Source organism: Nonomuraea sp. NPDC050691, assembly GCF_040654455.1.
In the GTDB taxonomy this organism is placed as follows: Bacteria; Actinomycetota; Actinomycetes; order Streptosporangiales; family Streptosporangiaceae; genus Nonomuraea.
Window position 1 is genome coordinate 1 of sequence record NZ_JBFAIA010000059.1, and the last position, 14,365, is coordinate 14,365.

Annotated in this window: 13 protein-coding genes; 10 read left to right on the forward strand and 3 right to left on the reverse strand. The window is 73.1% G+C overall.

Annotated elements, in window-relative coordinates:
* The 4 genes from AB0H81_RS21820 to AB0H81_RS21835 form a co-directional block, all read left to right on the forward strand.
* Positions 1 to 796 (forward strand): thiolase family protein (locus AB0H81_RS21820; protein ID WP_358377322.1); only part of this gene is annotated, 796 nt, incomplete at its 5' end.
* A complete protein-coding gene (locus AB0H81_RS21825; RefSeq protein WP_358377325.1) occupies positions 797 to 1,471 on the forward strand; it encodes an ABC transporter ATP-binding protein in 675 nt (224 codons plus the stop codon).
* Positions 1,468 to 2,073 carry an energy-coupling factor transporter transmembrane protein EcfT gene (locus AB0H81_RS21830; RefSeq protein WP_358377328.1) on the forward strand — a complete coding sequence of 202 codons (606 nt, stop codon included), beginning with the start codon at positions 1,468 to 1,470 and terminating at the stop codon, positions 2,071 to 2,073. The genes AB0H81_RS21825 and AB0H81_RS21830 overlap by 4 nt, the downstream gene beginning before the upstream one ends.
* A 165-nt stretch (positions 2,074 to 2,238) precedes the next feature.
* A complete protein-coding gene (locus AB0H81_RS21835) occupies positions 2,239 to 3,141 on the forward strand; it encodes a GNAT family N-acetyltransferase (protein WP_358377331.1) in 903 nt (300 codons plus the stop codon).
* Between the two features lie 71 nt (positions 3,142 to 3,212).
* Here AB0H81_RS21835 and AB0H81_RS21840 read toward each other — a convergent pair whose 3' ends face one another.
* The 3 genes from AB0H81_RS21840 to AB0H81_RS21850 are packed head-to-tail and all read right to left on the reverse strand — an operon-like array spanning position 3,213 to position 5,618.
* Positions 3,213 to 3,920: a TIGR04282 family arsenosugar biosynthesis glycosyltransferase gene (locus AB0H81_RS21840; protein ID WP_358377334.1), complete on the reverse strand. Its 708-nt coding sequence runs from the start codon at positions 3,918 to 3,920 to the stop codon at positions 3,213 to 3,215.
* Positions 3,917 to 4,582, reverse strand: a complete 666-nt coding sequence (locus AB0H81_RS21845) for a glycosyltransferase family 2 protein (RefSeq protein ID WP_358377337.1) — start codon at positions 4,580 to 4,582, stop codon at positions 3,917 to 3,919. The genes AB0H81_RS21840 and AB0H81_RS21845 overlap by 4 nt, the downstream gene beginning before the upstream one ends.
* Positions 4,583 to 4,613: 31 nt before the next feature.
* A complete protein-coding gene (locus tag AB0H81_RS21850) occupies positions 4,614 to 5,618 on the reverse strand; it encodes an NAD-dependent epimerase/dehydratase family protein (RefSeq protein ID WP_358377340.1) in 1,005 nt (334 codons plus the stop codon).
* Positions 5,619 to 5,809: 191 nt separating this feature from the next.
* Here AB0H81_RS21850 and AB0H81_RS21855 point away from each other — a divergent pair, with 191 nt between their 5' ends.
* The 6 genes from AB0H81_RS21855 (at position 5,810) to yicI (ending at position 14,225) form a co-directional block, all read left to right on the forward strand.
* Positions 5,810 to 7,309, forward strand: a complete 1,500-nt coding sequence (locus AB0H81_RS21855) for a hypothetical protein (protein WP_358377342.1) — start codon at positions 5,810 to 5,812, stop codon at positions 7,307 to 7,309.
* Between the two features lie 182 nt (positions 7,310 to 7,491).
* The gene (locus AB0H81_RS21860; protein WP_358377345.1) at positions 7,492 to 8,877 is read left to right on the forward strand and encodes a molybdopterin-dependent oxidoreductase; all 1,386 of its coding nucleotides are present in this window, start codon (positions 7,492 to 7,494) and stop codon (positions 8,875 to 8,877) included.
* 8 nt (positions 8,878 to 8,885) lie between these two features.
* Positions 8,886 to 9,440: a hypothetical protein gene (locus AB0H81_RS21865; protein WP_358377348.1), complete on the forward strand. Its 555-nt coding sequence runs from the start codon at positions 8,886 to 8,888 to the stop codon at positions 9,438 to 9,440.
* A gap of 10 nt (positions 9,441 to 9,450) precedes the next feature.
* Entirely contained in the window at positions 9,451 to 11,253 is a 1,803-nt protein-coding gene (locus tag AB0H81_RS21870; RefSeq protein WP_358377351.1) for a glycoside hydrolase family 15 protein, read from the forward strand.
* A gap of 116 nt (positions 11,254 to 11,369) precedes the next feature.
* Positions 11,370 to 11,894 carry a LacI family DNA-binding transcriptional regulator gene (locus tag AB0H81_RS21875; RefSeq protein WP_358377432.1) on the forward strand — a complete coding sequence of 175 codons (525 nt, stop codon included), beginning with the start codon at positions 11,370 to 11,372 and terminating at the stop codon, positions 11,892 to 11,894.
* Between the two features lie 60 nt (positions 11,895 to 11,954).
* Positions 11,955 to 14,225 (forward strand): alpha-xylosidase, encoded by a 2,271-nt coding sequence (yicI, locus tag AB0H81_RS21880; protein WP_358377354.1) that lies wholly within the window; start codon positions 11,955 to 11,957, stop codon positions 14,223 to 14,225.
* The last annotated feature ends 140 nt before the right edge of the window (positions 14,226 to 14,365 follow it).

Sequence of the window (14,365 nt, forward strand, 5' to 3'; positions counted from 1 at the left end):
CACCGCGCCGCTGCGGGCGCACCGCGGCGGAGGGGACGCGCCGCCGGTGCCGTACGAGCGGGCGCCGTTCGCGCCGGACGGACACCCGGACCCCGACATGGGCCCGGCGGCCGAGGCGCTCGCGGCCTCCCGCGGCGTGAGCCGCGAACGCCAGGACGCCTACGCCCACCAGAGCCACGCCAAGGCGCTGGCCGCGCGGGACGCGGGCCGCTTCGACCGGGAGATCGTCGCCGTCGGCGGCCGGACGGCCGACCAGCGGCCCCGGCCCCTGCGGCTGGAGTCGCTGTCGCGGCTGCCGCCCGCGTTCGTCGCCGGAGGCACGGTGACCGCCGGCAACTCCTCCCCGGTCAGCGACGGCGCCGCAGCGGTCGCCCTCGTCCCCGAACGGTTGCGGGCCGGCCTGCCCGGGCTGCGGCTGCGGGCGGGCGCGGTCGTCGGCTGCGACCCGTCGCTGCCCGGGTGGGGGCCGGTGCCCGCCGTCCGGCGCGTGCTCGACCGCGCGGGCGTCACCCTGGGGCAGGTCGCGGCCGTGGAGATCGTGGAGGCGTTCGCGGCGCAGGTTCTGGCGGTGACCGACGCGCTCGGGCTCGACCCGCTGGACGGCGACCGGGCGCGGGTGTGCGCCGACGGAGGCTCCCTCGCCCTCGGCCATCCCTGGGGCGCCAGCGGCGCCGTCGTGGTCACCCGGCTGTTCGGCAGGCTCGTACGGGCGGGCGCACCCGTGGGAACTCTGGGGCTGGCGACGGCGGCGGTCGGCGGGGGCCTCGGGGTCGCCGCGCTGTTCGAGGTGGTGTGAGTGATCGAGTTCACCGACGTCCATGTCCGGCTCGGGCGGCGCGACGTGCTGCGCGGCGTCACGCTGTCGCTCGCGGAACGGCGCGTCGGCGTGATCGGCGCCAACGGCTCCGGCAAGAGCACCCTCGCCCGCCTGATCAACGGGCTGGCCCTGCCGAGTTCGGGCAGCGTGACGGTGCTCGGGCGCGACACCCGTAAGCACGGCGCCCGGATCAGGCGCGAGGTGGGATTCGTCTTCACCGACCCGGACGCCCAGATCGTCATGCCGATCGTGGCCGAGGACGTGGCCTTCTCGCTGCGCCGCAAGGGGCTGCGGCCCGAGGAGGTGGAGCGGCGGGTCCAGGCCGTGCTGGCCGAGAACGGCCTGTCGGAGCACGCCGACCATCCCGCCCACCAGCTCTCCGGCGGCCAGAAGCAGCTGCTGGCCCTGTGCTCGGTCCTGGTGCTGGAGCCCCGCGTCCTGGTGATGGACGAGCCGACGACGCTGCTCGACCTGCGCCACTCCCGCCAGTTCGCGGGCCTCCTGCGCGGCCTGCCGCACCAGGTGGTGGTGGTCACCCACGACCTCGCGCTGCTGGAGGACTTCGACCGCGTCGTGGTGCTGGACGACGGCCGCGTGGTCGCCGACGACGAGCCCGGCGCGGCGATGCGTCACTACCGGAAGCTGATGGCGTGAGCGGGCTCACCGGCGCCTACGTTCCGGGCCGGTCACCGCTGCACCGCCTCGGCGCCGGCGTCAAGCTGCTCGGGCTCGCGCTGTCGTGCACGGCGCTCGTGCTGATGGGCTCCCCACCGGCGCTCGGGGGCGCCGCGGTGGCCGTGGCCGTGCTGTACGCCGTCTCGGGTGTCGGCTGGGCGGCGGGCTGGGCGCAGATCCGGCCCGTCCGCTGGTTCGCCGTCGCCCTGTTCGCCGGGCAGGCCCTGACGGCGGGGCTGCCGGTCGCGGTGACGTCCACGCTGCGGATGGTGCTGGCCGTCGCCCTGGCGGGACTGGTGACGCTCACCACCCGCACCGCCGCCATGATGGCCTGCCTGGAACGCTGCCTGGCGCCCGCGAGGTTCGTCGGCCTCGACCCGTTCCGGCTGTCGCTGCTGCTGTCCCTCACCGTGCGCAGCGTGCCGGTCGTCTCCGGCCTCGCGACGCGGGTCAGGGAGGCCCAGCGGGCCCGGGGGGTCGAGTGGAGCGTCCGCGCGTTCGCCGTACCGCTCCTGATCAGCGTCCTGCGGCACGCCGACACCCTGGGCGAGGCGCTGCGCACCCGCGGCGTCGACGACTGACCCGTGATCCTTCCTGCTATGCTGCTCCGGCGCTCTCGATGAGACGAAGTGAGACCGAGGAGGTGGAGACCATGACCACGATGACTGTCATGCGCTTCCGCCTCGTTCCGAGGGCGCCGAGGGTCTGAACGGGAGCGCGTCGCCACCCGTAGAAGGACTTTTCGCATGACCGATCTGGTGATCCGTCCCCTCGTGGCAGGGGAGGAAGACCTCTTCGACTCCTTGCCGGACCCCGGGCTGGTGGGCTTCGCCGCGTTCGGCGACACCTACGCCGCCATGGCCGCCGCCGGCGAGTACCGGCCGGAATGGTCGTGGGTGGCCCTGCGCGACGGCAAGGTCGTCGCCCGAGCCGCCTGGTGGGCCGGGCCGGACGACGCCGAGCCCATGGCGCTCGACTGGTTCGACTTCACCGACGCCGGCGCGGCGGTGGAACTGCTGCGCACGGCGCCGCTGCGCGCCGAGTACTCCATCAAGCTGCCGACGGGCTGGCGGGAGAACCCCGAGGCGCGCGAACAGGTGCAGGCCCGCATCGACGCGGCCGTGACCGCGGGCATGTCCGTGCTCGTCGAACGCTACCGGTATGAGTGGACGCCCGACTGCGGCCTGCCCGAACGTCCGGGCCGGCTCCGGTTCCGGCCCGAACCCGACGACGAGGTGATCCTGGAGGTCCTCCGCCGCGTCGGCCAGGGCAGCCTCGACGCGCACACGCGCCGTACCGTCGCCGAGTCCGGGGTGGACGCGGCCGCCCGGGAGGAGCTCGACCTGCTGCGCTGGCTGCCGAGCCCGCGCGAGTGGTGGCGGCTGGCCTGCACGCCCGGCGGGGACCTCGTCGGGCTGACCGTCCCCGCCGCCAACCACAGCGCCCCGATCGTCGGCTTCATCGGCGTGGTGCCCGAGCACCGCGGCAACGGGTACGCCTACGACCTGCTCGCCGAGGCCACGCACCTCCTGGTCGCCGAGGGGGTGGAGCGCATCGTGGCCGGCACGGACCAGACCAACCTGCCGATGGCCGCCACGTTCGCCAAGGCCGGCTACCCGATCGCCCAGGAACGCATCGACCTGGTCTGAGCCGAGGATCCCGGTCCGCGAGCCGGAGCACATCGTCGCATCGGACCGCCGGGAGTGCGCGGGCGCTCCCGTCAGTCGAGGTGCGGACCTGACGTCGTTCCGGCGAGGGCGGCGGCGAAGGCGGAGCGTGGAGCGAGAGCCGCCACCGCGTACGCGTCCGCCGCGGTGTCGACGTCCGTCAGGCACGGCAGCATGGCCACGCTCAACCCGGCCTCGGTGAGCCTGCGCAACTGGGCCTCACCCGTGGTCGGCTCCGACATCGGGACGCCGAGGAGCAACGCCGGTTCGGGAACGCGCAGCCCGAGCAGCCAGAATCCGCCGTCCTCCGCCGGGCCGAACACCGCGTCGTGGGGGCCGAGCGAGGACAGGGCGGTGGTCAGCAGGTCGGGCGTGACCTGCGGCGTGTCCATGCCGATGAGCACGGTGGGGGCGGGCAGGAGGCGGTGGGCGTCGTGGAAGGCCGCCGCGAGCCGCTGGTCCAGTCCCCGGCCGCGCTGCGGCAGCACCGTGAAGCCCTCGGGGAGCCAGGCCCCTGGAGTGCCGTCGAGTACGAGCACGTGGCGGGTGGCCGGCACGCGGGCGACCGTCCGCAGCGTGTCCGCCAGCGCGGCGGCGGCCAGCGCCGCGGCCTCGCCGGGGGTGAAGGGCGGGATCAGCCGGGTCTTGACCTTGCCCGGCACCGGCTCCTTGGCGAACACCACGACCTGGGCCGCGCTCTCGCCGTGCCCTCCGGCCGCGGGCCCGCTCTCGCCGTGCCCTCCCGCCGCGGGCCCGCTCATGCCCTGCCCTCGCGGCCGGCCATGACCCGGCGCATGTCCGCGATGGCCCGGAGCGTGCCGCGCACGGTGCCGGTCACCTTCGAGCGGCCCGTCCGGGGCAGGTAGTCCACCTCGGTCTCCGCTATCCTCCAGCCCGCGGACGCCGCGCGCAGCACCATCTCCAGGGGATAGCCGCAGCGCCGGTCGGCCAGCCCCAGTGCCACCAGGTCGGCGCGGCGGCACGCCCGCATCGGCCCCAGATCGTGCAGCGGGGCGCCGGTCCGGCGGCGCAGCCTCCAGGCCAGCACCGCGTTGCCGAGCCTGGCGTGCGCGGGCCACGACGCGCCGGGGGCGAGGGCGCGGCGGCCGAGGACCAGCTCCGCCTCGCCGTCCAGGACGGGCCCCGCCACCAGCGGCAACTGCCGGGGGTCCAGCGACGCGTCGGCGTCCATGAAGCAGATCACCTCGGTGGTCGCGGCCATCAGCCCGGCGTGGCAGGCGGCGCCGAACCCGCGCCGGGGCTCGCTCACCACCGTCGCGCCGAGCTCGGCGGCGACCCGCGCGGACCCGTCGGTCGAGCCGTTGTCGACCACGATCGGCCGGAAGCGGTCCGGCATGCGCCCGAGCACCCAGGGCAGGGCGGCCTCCTCGTCCAGGCAGGGCAGCACCACGTCGAGCCTCATGGATCGACGCCGGAGCCGCGGGACGTCCTCATCACGCCAGGTGCTCCACGGCGAACTCCCGCATGCCCGCGGCGAAGCCGATCTCCGCGCGGAAGCCGAGCTCACGCGTGGCGCGGTCGGCGGCGGCGACGATGTGCCGCACGTCGCCCAGGCGGTACTCGCCGGTCGTGACGGGATCGGGGCCTCCGTACGCGGCCGCGAGCGCGGCGGCCATCTCCCCGACCGTGTGCGGTTCTCCGCTGGCCACGTTGCAGGTCGTCAGCGTTCCCGGGGCGGTGCCGGCTTCGAGGGCCGCGAGGTTGGCGCGGGCGACGTCCCGTACATGCACGAAGTCGCGCCGCTGGCGGCCGTCCTCGAACACCCGAGGGGCCCGGCCCGCCTCCAGAGCCGACCGGAAGATCGCCGCGACGCCGGAATACGGCGTGTCCCGGGGCATCCTCGGGCCGTACACGTTGTGGTAGCGCAGCGCGACCGGCGTCCCGTCCGTCTCCCGCGCCCAGTTGGCGGCCAGGTGCTCCTGAGCGAGCTTGGTGGTCGCGTAGACGTTGCGGGGGTCCGGGCGCGCGTCCTCGTCGATCGCGACGGGCGCCGGTTCGGCCCCGCAGCGCGGGCAGCGGGGCTCGAACGTGAGGCGGGCGAGATCCTCCCGCGCGCGTGGGCCCGGCCGGATCAGGCCGTGTCGCGGGCAGTCGTAGGCGCCCTCGCCGTACACGACCATGGACGAGGCCAGGACCAGGCGGCGCACGCCGTGTTCCGCCATGGCGGCGAGCAGCACGGCGGTGCCGTGGACGTTGACCGACGTGTAGTCGGGCAGGTCGCGGACGCCGGTCCCGAGCCCCACCTTCGCGGCCTGGTGGACCACCGCGTCGACGCGGCGCAGCAGACGGCCGAGCAGGTCCGCGTCGCGCACGTCACCGACCACGTGACCGTCACCCGCCCGGCGGTCGAGGCCGGACACCTCGTGGCCGGCCGCCCGCAGCGCCTCGGCCACGTGACTTCCGATGAACCCGGCCGCACCGGTGACCAGTATCCGCACCTGACCGACGCTATTGCCGGGTCTCCGGCGAGGAGGGGGCGTCACCTGCCGCGCGGATGGTCCTTGACCGTGTCGAGACCGATTCATGCAGCGGCCTCGGCCGTGCCGCCGGCACTTCGTCGTTAACGTGACCGGTGTGGCCGCGGACGTCGTCTTCCTCTCGTCTCTCGAACCGAAGCCGTGACCACGGGGTGCGGCTCGGCCCGGTACGGGTGGCCCGGCTTCCGCACCTGCTCGCTGCGACCACGGGACTCGCCGCGATCTCGGTGTGCGCGTACGTCGCCGTGAGCCGCATGGGCTACCCGTACGCCCTGGAATGGCTGGAGGGCAACTCCCTGGTCGAGGTGGGACGTCTGCTCGCCGGCCGGCCGCTCTACTCCGCCCCCACGGCCGACTACGTGCCCGACGCCTATCCTCCGTTGTACTTCGCCGCGTCGGCGGTGCTGGCGGGCCTGCTGGGTCTGTCCTATCTTCCGCTCCGGCTGCTGTCGCTGGTCGCCGCGCTGGGCTGCTTCGTCCTCCTCGCACGGCTGGTTCAGCGCGAGACCGGGGATCTGGCCGCGGGGGTGGCGACGGCGGGGCTCTACGCCGCGACCTACTTCGCCGCCGCCTCGTGGTTCGACTTCGCCCGGGTGGACTCGCTGTTCCTTCTCCTCAGCCTCGCCGGCCTCCACACGGCTCGCTGGATGCGCCGGCCCGGCCAGGCGGTGGCCGCCGGGCTCCTGCTCTCGGCCGCCTTCCTCGCCAAGCAGAGCGCGCTCGCCGAGGCCGCGGTGATCAGCGTGACGCTGCTGTGCGGGCCCCGGCGGCGTCTGGGAGGGCTACTGGCGGCGACGTTCGCGGCGGTGGTGGGCCTGACCACGCTCGTATGGGGCTTGGGCAGTCACGGCTGGTACGTGTTCTATGTCTTCCGGATCCTCGCCCAGCATCCGCTCGACCGCTCCGCGCCGGCCGGGTTCTGGACCTGGTACCTGCTGCCCACGCTCGGCATCGCCCTGGTGGCCGCCCTGCTCGCGGTGCGGCGGACACCGCCGGTCGTCGCCCTGGGTTGCCTCGCGCTGGCCGTGGAGGGCTACGCCGGGCTTCTGCACTCGGGCGGCGCGGTGAACAACATGCTCCCGGTCTACGCGGCCGTGGCGTTGCTCGCCGGCATCGCGATGGGCGGCGCCACACCGAGCCCGCGCACGCTGGTGGCCGGGGCACTGGTCCTGGCCCAGTTCGCCGTCCTGGCCATGGGCGCCTCCGCCGCCGGCAGGACGATCCCGGACGCCGCGGATCGCCGTGTCGGTGACCGGCTGCGCGCGTGGCTGGCCGGCTTCGACGGGCCGGTGGCGATCCTCTCCGATCCGGGGCTGAGCGTGCTGGCCGGGCTTCCGCCTGTGGCCCATCGGGCGGCCGCCGCCGACGTCCTGCGCGGCAGCGGTTCCGCCGCCCGGGAGGCACTCGAACGCAGCATCCGCCGGGCTGTGACGGAACGTCGGTTCGCGGCGATCGTGGTCGGGCGGCCGGCCGAGCTCCGGGGATTCCCCGCCGACCTGACGCGGTACTACCGCCGCTGCCCGGAGAGGCTTCTGGCGGACGTCCCGCGCGGCGTGTTCCGGCCGGTCGGCGGGGGGCCGCCGGCGCCTTCGACGTTGTGGCTGCCCATCGGGCGTGATTCCTGCGCGGAGGCCGCACGGCGGCTCGGGTGAACGCCGCACGGCGGCTCGGGTGAGCGCCGCACGGCCGCCACACTCGGAGCATGGTCGCAAGCTGTGAGTTACGTCGCGACGACGTGCGGGTATTTCCGGCAAATAGGACGGGAAGTTCGTTTCCCGGCATTGATGGCTGGGGGCTCGCCCGCTTCGGCGGAACGCATGGTTGGGGTGATTCGGTGTCTGACCGGCCGTCCCGAGGGGACGCTCATCACGACCGCGAGCCCACGTCGGGGGCGGACCGCACGACCGGACGCCCCGGACCTCCCGGCCGGCAAGCCGCCGCCTGGCTGCGAGACCATCCTCCGCCGGGTCCGTTCCGGCCGGAGTTCTGGCGCAGCCCACTCCGCGGCCCCTGGCTGACGTCGGTCTTCGGGCTGGTCCTGCTGGCCGGCATCCCGATCCTCGCGATCACGGGGCTGCTGTCCTACGCCGCCTACGATCCGCGGGTGCCGGACAACGACACCACCCCCGAAAGGGGACTGCTGGGCTTCTACCTCTTCGACTGGCCGACCTACCCGGCCTCGCTGTATCGGGTCACCCAGGGAGTGCACGTCGTCCTGGGGCTGACGCTGACCGCGGTGCTGCTGGCCAAGCTGTGGTCCGTGATCCCGAGGCTGTTCATCTGGCCACCGGCCCGCTCCGTCGCCCAGGCCGTGGAGCGGGCCAGTCTGCTGCTCCTGGTCGGCGGCGCGGTGTTCGAGTTCGTCACCGGCATTCTGAACATCCAGCTCTTCTACGTCTTCCCGTTCTCGTTCTACCCGGCCCACCTGTACGGGGCTTGGATCTTCCTCGCGGCCTTCGCCGTTCACGTGGCCCTCAAACTGCCGAAGATGGTCCGATCACTGCGGTCACGGAGCATCCGGCGCGAACTGCGGACCGGGCTGGACGCCACCCGTCCCGAACCGCCCGATCCGGACGGCCTGGCGCCTCTGTCCCCGGCGGAACCCACCATGTCCCGGCGAGGCGCGCTCGCCTTCGTGGGCGGCGCCTCGCTGATCACGTTCGGCCTGTCCGTCGGCCAGACCATCGACGGGCCTCTGCGCCGCACCGCGCTGCTGGCCCCGCACGGCCGGGACTACGGCACGGGCCCCAACGACTTCCAGGTCAACAAGGCCGCCAGCGCCATGGGCGTCCATCTGGCGGATACCGGCCCGGGATGGAGGCTGGAACTGGCCGGCGCGCGTCCGGCGCTCCTGAGCCGCGCGGACCTGCTGGCGATGCCGCTGCACACCTACGTGCTGCCGATCGCGTGCGTGGAGGGGTGGTCGACGGAGCAGTCGTGGACGGGCGTACGGCTGGCCGATCTGGCCCGGCTCGCGGGGATCACGCCCGGCACGGCGTACGCCCTGGTCGAATCCCTGCAGCGTGGGGGCGCCTTCGGCCAGGCATCGCTGGGCGCGGGCCAGGTGGCCGACCCCCGCTCCCTGCTCGCGTTGCGGGTCAACGGCGCCGACCTGTCGCTCGACCACGGCTTCCCCGCCAGGATCATCGTCCCGAACGCCCCCGGTGTCCACAACACGAAGTGGGTCCGCAGGATCAGCTTCCGTCCCACGGCGAGATGAGTGACGACATGCCTTCCAGGATCCGCCGCGCGTACCGCTGGACGGCCGCCCGTTACGGCGCCGATCCCCTGCACCTCCTGGCGCTGCTCGCCTGCTTCGCCCTGGCCGGATACGCCGCCACCCGGGTCGTCGCCGCGGGCATCTGGGCCGGCTTCGCGGTGTGGTTCGTCGGCGCCGCCGTCGTCCACGACCTGCTGCTGTATCCGCTGTACGCCGTCGCCGACGTCGCGGCCCAGCGGCGGCCGTGGCGTCGCCGCCGGCGACCGTCCGGTGACCCCGGACGGCCACCGCCGATCAACTACCTGCGCGTGCCGGCCGCGCTGTCCGGTCTCCTGTTCCTCATCTGGTTCCCCCTCATCCTCGGCCTGGCCGACGACACCTACCACCGGTCGACAGGGCTGGACACGAGTCCGTACCTCGGCCGGTGGCTGCTGGTCACCGGCGTGCTCTTCGCCGGGTCGGCACTCGCCTACGCCATCCGGCTGCGCCGGCACAGGGTCGTCGCCGGGCCCCGGCTCCATGTCCGGGCGCCGCGATCCCCGCGATCCTCGCCGAGCGGTTGACGAGGCTCCCTTGAGCACCCGGCCGATCAGCGACCACGCCCTGCTCGGGGACTGCCGATCGGCGGCCCTGGTCACCTCCGACGGTTCGGTGGACTGGCTGTGCATGCCCCGCTTCGACAGCCCGTCGATCTTCGCCCGGGTGCTCGACGAGAGCGCCGGGTACTGGTCCGTCCGCCCCACCCGGCACACCGAGGTCACCCGCAGGTACCTGGACGGGAGCCTCGTGCTGGAGACCACCTTCCACGGCCCGGACGGAACCGTGGTCCTGGTGGACGCCCTCGCGCTGGGCCGGCGCGAACGGGGGCACTCGATGGGCGCGTCCTCACCGGGCGTCCTCCTGCGCCAGGTGACCTGTGTCGAAGGACGGGTGCCCGTGGAGGTGGCGTACTCTCCACGGCCCGAGTTCGGGCTCGTCAAGCCGCTGATGCGGCCGGTTCGCGACGGCCTCGTCGCCCACGGCGGCGCCTGCGTCCTCACCTTGTCGACGCCCGTCGAGCTGCGCGTGAGCGGGGCGGTCGCCGACACCACCCTCACGCTGGGAGCGGGGGAACACCTGGAACTGGCTCTGGGGACCGGCTGGACCTGGGGTCCTGAACCGCCGCCGCTGAGTCCGCGCCACATCCGCCGCCGCCTCAGGGACACCGTCGCCGGCTGGCGGTCCTGGTCACGGCTGCACGCCCGCTACCAGGGCCCGTGGGAGGAGCAGGTCGGCCTGAGCGGCCGGGTGCTGCGCGCGCTGACGTTCGCCCCCACCGGGGCCATCGTCGCCGCGGCCACCACCTCCCTGCCGGAGAGCGTCGGCGGGGAGCGCAACTGGGACTACCGCTACACCTGGATCCGCGACACCAGCTTCACCCTGCAGGCGCTCGCCACGGCGGCGTGCGAGAGGGAGGAGACCGCCTTCTTCGCCTTCCTCGCCCGCGCCTCGGCGACCCAGCTCGACCGCGGCGCCGATCTGCAGATCATGTACGGGGTCGGCGGCGAGCGGGACCTGAGCGAACGGCCGCTCCCCCACCTGACCGGCTGGCGGAGCAGTTCCCCGGTACGCGTAGGCAACGACGCCTGGCAGCAGCGCCAGATCGACGTCTACGGGGAGTTGCTCGACGCGGCCCACCAGATCTACCGCGACGCGGGCACGCTCGACACCCTCACCCGCTCCTTCCTCGTCGGCGTGGCCGACGCCGCCGCCCGGCGCTGGCCGGAACCGGACCAGGGGCTCTGGGAGGTACGTGGCCCCGGCAGGCACTTCCTGCACTCGAAACTCATGTGCTGGGCGGCCCTGGACCGGGCGATCACCCTGGCGCCCCTGCTGGGGGCCGACGGCCACGTCGCCGGCTGGAGGCGCACCCGCGAACAGATCCGCGCCGCGATCCTGACCCACGGATGGAACGACGAGGTGGGCGCCTTCACCCAGGCGTTCACCGCCCCCGACCTGGACGCGTCCGTGCTGATGATGCCCATGGTCGGGTTCCTGCCCGGCGACGACCCACGCGTGCGGGCCACCGTGGACGCCGTGGCGGCGCATCTGACCGACGCCCGCGGCCTGGTCCATCGCTACCATGCCGCCGACGGGCTTCTCGGCGAGGAGGGGACGTTCCTGCTGTGCACCTTCTGGCTCGCGCACGCCGCGGCGCTCACAGGCCGGCGCGCCATGGCCAGGCACGTGTTCCAGACCGCCGCCTCGTACGCCAACGACGTCGGCCTGCTGGCCGAAGAGGTCGATTCCGCCACGGGAGAAGCCCTCGGGAACTTCCCGCAGGCCTTCAGCCACATCGGCCTGATCAACGCCGCCCGCGCGATCCGCGACCTCTGAGCAGGACGAACCTCCGGCTGCTCCCGCTGTCCGGCCGGAACGCGTGGCGGGTGTGACACCATCGACGTGACACCGGCAGGCGGGGGCGTCGTGGTGGAAGCTGGGAAGTGAAGGACATGAACCGGGCACCAGGCATGGTGGACGTGGCACGCGAGGCCGGGGTGTCGCACGTCACCGTCTCCCGCGTCCTGAACGATCACCCTTTCCGGAGCCGAGCTGTACGAGCTGCCCCGCATCCTGCGCGGCGTGCAGACCGCGGCGCAGCGGGCCGGATACTGGGTCAACCTGGCCGCCTGGCAGGGCGGCACCACCAGGGATCTCGCCGAGACATGGACGGCGCCGGCGAGCTGCGCATCTTCGGCCGCATCGTCCTGCCGATGATGGTGCAAGGACTCGTGAACGTGTCCTGCTGCAGTTCGTCGGCATCTGGAACAACTTCCTGCTGCCCTTCATCATGCTGTCGGACCAGGACAAGTACCCGATCACCCTCGGCCTGTACACGTTCCTGGGCAAGGGCGCGGGAGACGGCGACCTGTACTCACTGGTCATCATGGGCTCGGCCGTGTCCGTCATCCCGCTGGTCGTCCTCGTCCTGGTCCTGCAACGCTTCTGGCGCGCCGACCTGCTGGCCGGCGGGCTGAAGGGATGACGGCCGGAACGCTCCCCCGGCCGGCAGCGTCGTCTGAAAAGGATCTCCACCGATGAAGTTCACCGACGGGCTCTGGCAGATGCGCCCCGGAGTCACCGCGTTGTACGCCGCCGAGGCCCATGACATCTGGGCGGAGGGCAGGGCGTTCACCGTCACCGCGCCCACCACCGTCATCCGGCGCCGGGGCGACACGCTCAACCGGCCGGTGCTCTCGCTGCGGCTGTCGTCACCGCTGCCGGACGTGATCCGCGTCCGGATCGACCACCACGTGGGAGGCGGCGAGGCACGCGGCTTCGACCTCGTCGGCGCCGAGGACGGCCACGGCGTCGTCGAGACGGACGACGCCGGCGGGGCGACGCTCACCAGCGGCGCGCTGAGCGCGACCATGACGCCCGGAGCCCCCTGGAACCTGTCCTTCCACGGTGACGGCCGCCCGCTGACCTCCAGCGGCCACAAGTCCATCGGGTACTTCCGGCTCGCCGACGACGCGCAGGTGGACCGCGGCCCCGTCGGCAACGCCCGGGGCGGCACCGGCGGGCCGCGCTCGTCGGTCCACCTCGCCCAGCAGCTCACGCTCGGGGTGGGCGAGGTGGTCTACGGGCTCGGGGAGCGCTTCGGGCCGCTGGTCAAGAACGGCCAGACCGTGGAGATCTGGAACGCCGACGGCGGGACCTCCTCGGAGCAGGCCTACAAGAACGTGCCGTTCTACCTCACCAACCGCGGATACGGCGTCTTCGTCAACCACCCCGGGCACGTCTCGTACGAGATCGGGTCGGAGGCGGTGCAGCGCGCGCAGTTCTCGGTCGCGGGCGAGAGCCTCGAATACTTCGTGATCCACGGGCCGACGCCCGAGCGGATCATCGAACGGTACACCGCGCTCACCGGCCGTCCCGCGCGCCTGCCCGCGTGGTCCTACGGCCTGTGGCTGTCGACCTCGTTCACCACCGCCTACGACGAGCGGACGGTGACCTCGTTCATCGACGGCATGGCCGAGCGCGACCTGCCGCTGTCGGTCTTCCACTTCGACTGCTTCTGGATGCGCGAGTTCAACTGGTGCGACTTCCAGTGGGACCCGCGCGTCTTCCCCGACCCCGAGGGCATGCTCGCCCGCCTGCACGCGAAGGACCTGCGGGTCTGCGTGTGGATCAACCCCTACATCGGCCAGCGCTCACCGCTGTTCGCCGAGGCCGCCGAGCGGGGCTTCCTGCTCAGGCGTCCCGACGGGTCGGTCTGGCAGTGGGACCTGTGGCAGGCCGGCATGGGGCTCGTCGACTTCACCAACCCCGGCGCGACCCGCTGGTTCCAGTCCAAGCTGCGTGCCCTTCAATGTCAGGGAGTCGACGCTTTCAAGACCGACTTCGGGGAGCGCATCCCGCTCGACGTCGCCTACTTCGACGATTCCACGCCCGAACGCATGCACAACCTCTACACGCACCTCTACAACACGGCAGTGTTCGAGGTGCTCCAGGAAGAACGCGGTCCGGGCGAGGCGGTGCTGTTCGCACGGTCGGCGACCGCGGGCGGTCAGCGGCTGCCGGTGCACTGGGGCGGCGACACGGGGTCGAGCTACGCGTCCATGGCCGAGACCCTGCGCGGCGGCCTGTCGCTCGCGTTCTCCGGCTTCTCCTTCTGGAGCCACGACATCGGCGGTTTCGAAGGCACGCCGGACCCCGGCGTCTTCAAGCGGTGGGTCGCCTTCGGGCTCATGTCCTCGCACTCGCGGCTGCACGGCTCGTCGTCCTACCGGGTGCCGTGGGCCTTCGACGAGGAGGCGGTCGAGGTGACCCGGCTGTTCACGAAGCTCAAGCTCCGGCTGATGCCGTACCTGTTCCAGGCCGGCGTCCAGGCGCACGAGCGCGGGACGCCCGTCATGCGGCCCATGGCGATGGCGTTCCCCGGGGACCGCAACGTCGCCTACCTCGACACCCAGTACATGCTCGGCCCCGACCTGCTCGTCGCCCCCGTCTTCACCCCCGACGGGACGGTGGAGGTCTACCTGCCGGACGGCACGTGGACGAACTACCTGACGGGAGAGCGGGTCGAGGGCGGAGGCTGGCGCACCGAGACCCACGGCTTCACCTCGATGCCGATCTACGTGCGGGAAGGCGCCGTCCTGCCCGTCGGGGCCACGGACGACCGGCCGGACTACGACTACCTCGACGGCCTGACCCTGCGCGTGTACCCGGGACCGGACGGCGAGACGACCCTCACGGTCACCGACCACGCCTCCGGCGAGGCGACGCCGTTCACCGTCACACGCTCCGGCGGCGAGGTCTCGGTCTCCTCCCCCCTCGCCTCCGGCTGGACCTGGGAACTCGCCTGACGGCACCACGAAACGAACTCGCCCGACGACGCCACGGACAGGTTGAGGGCGCGGCCCCCGAGGACGGCCGCGCCCCGTCCGCCTGGCACCCCTTCCCGCACACCCGGCAATGTGCGGAACGGCAAGCACGGCACAAGCCG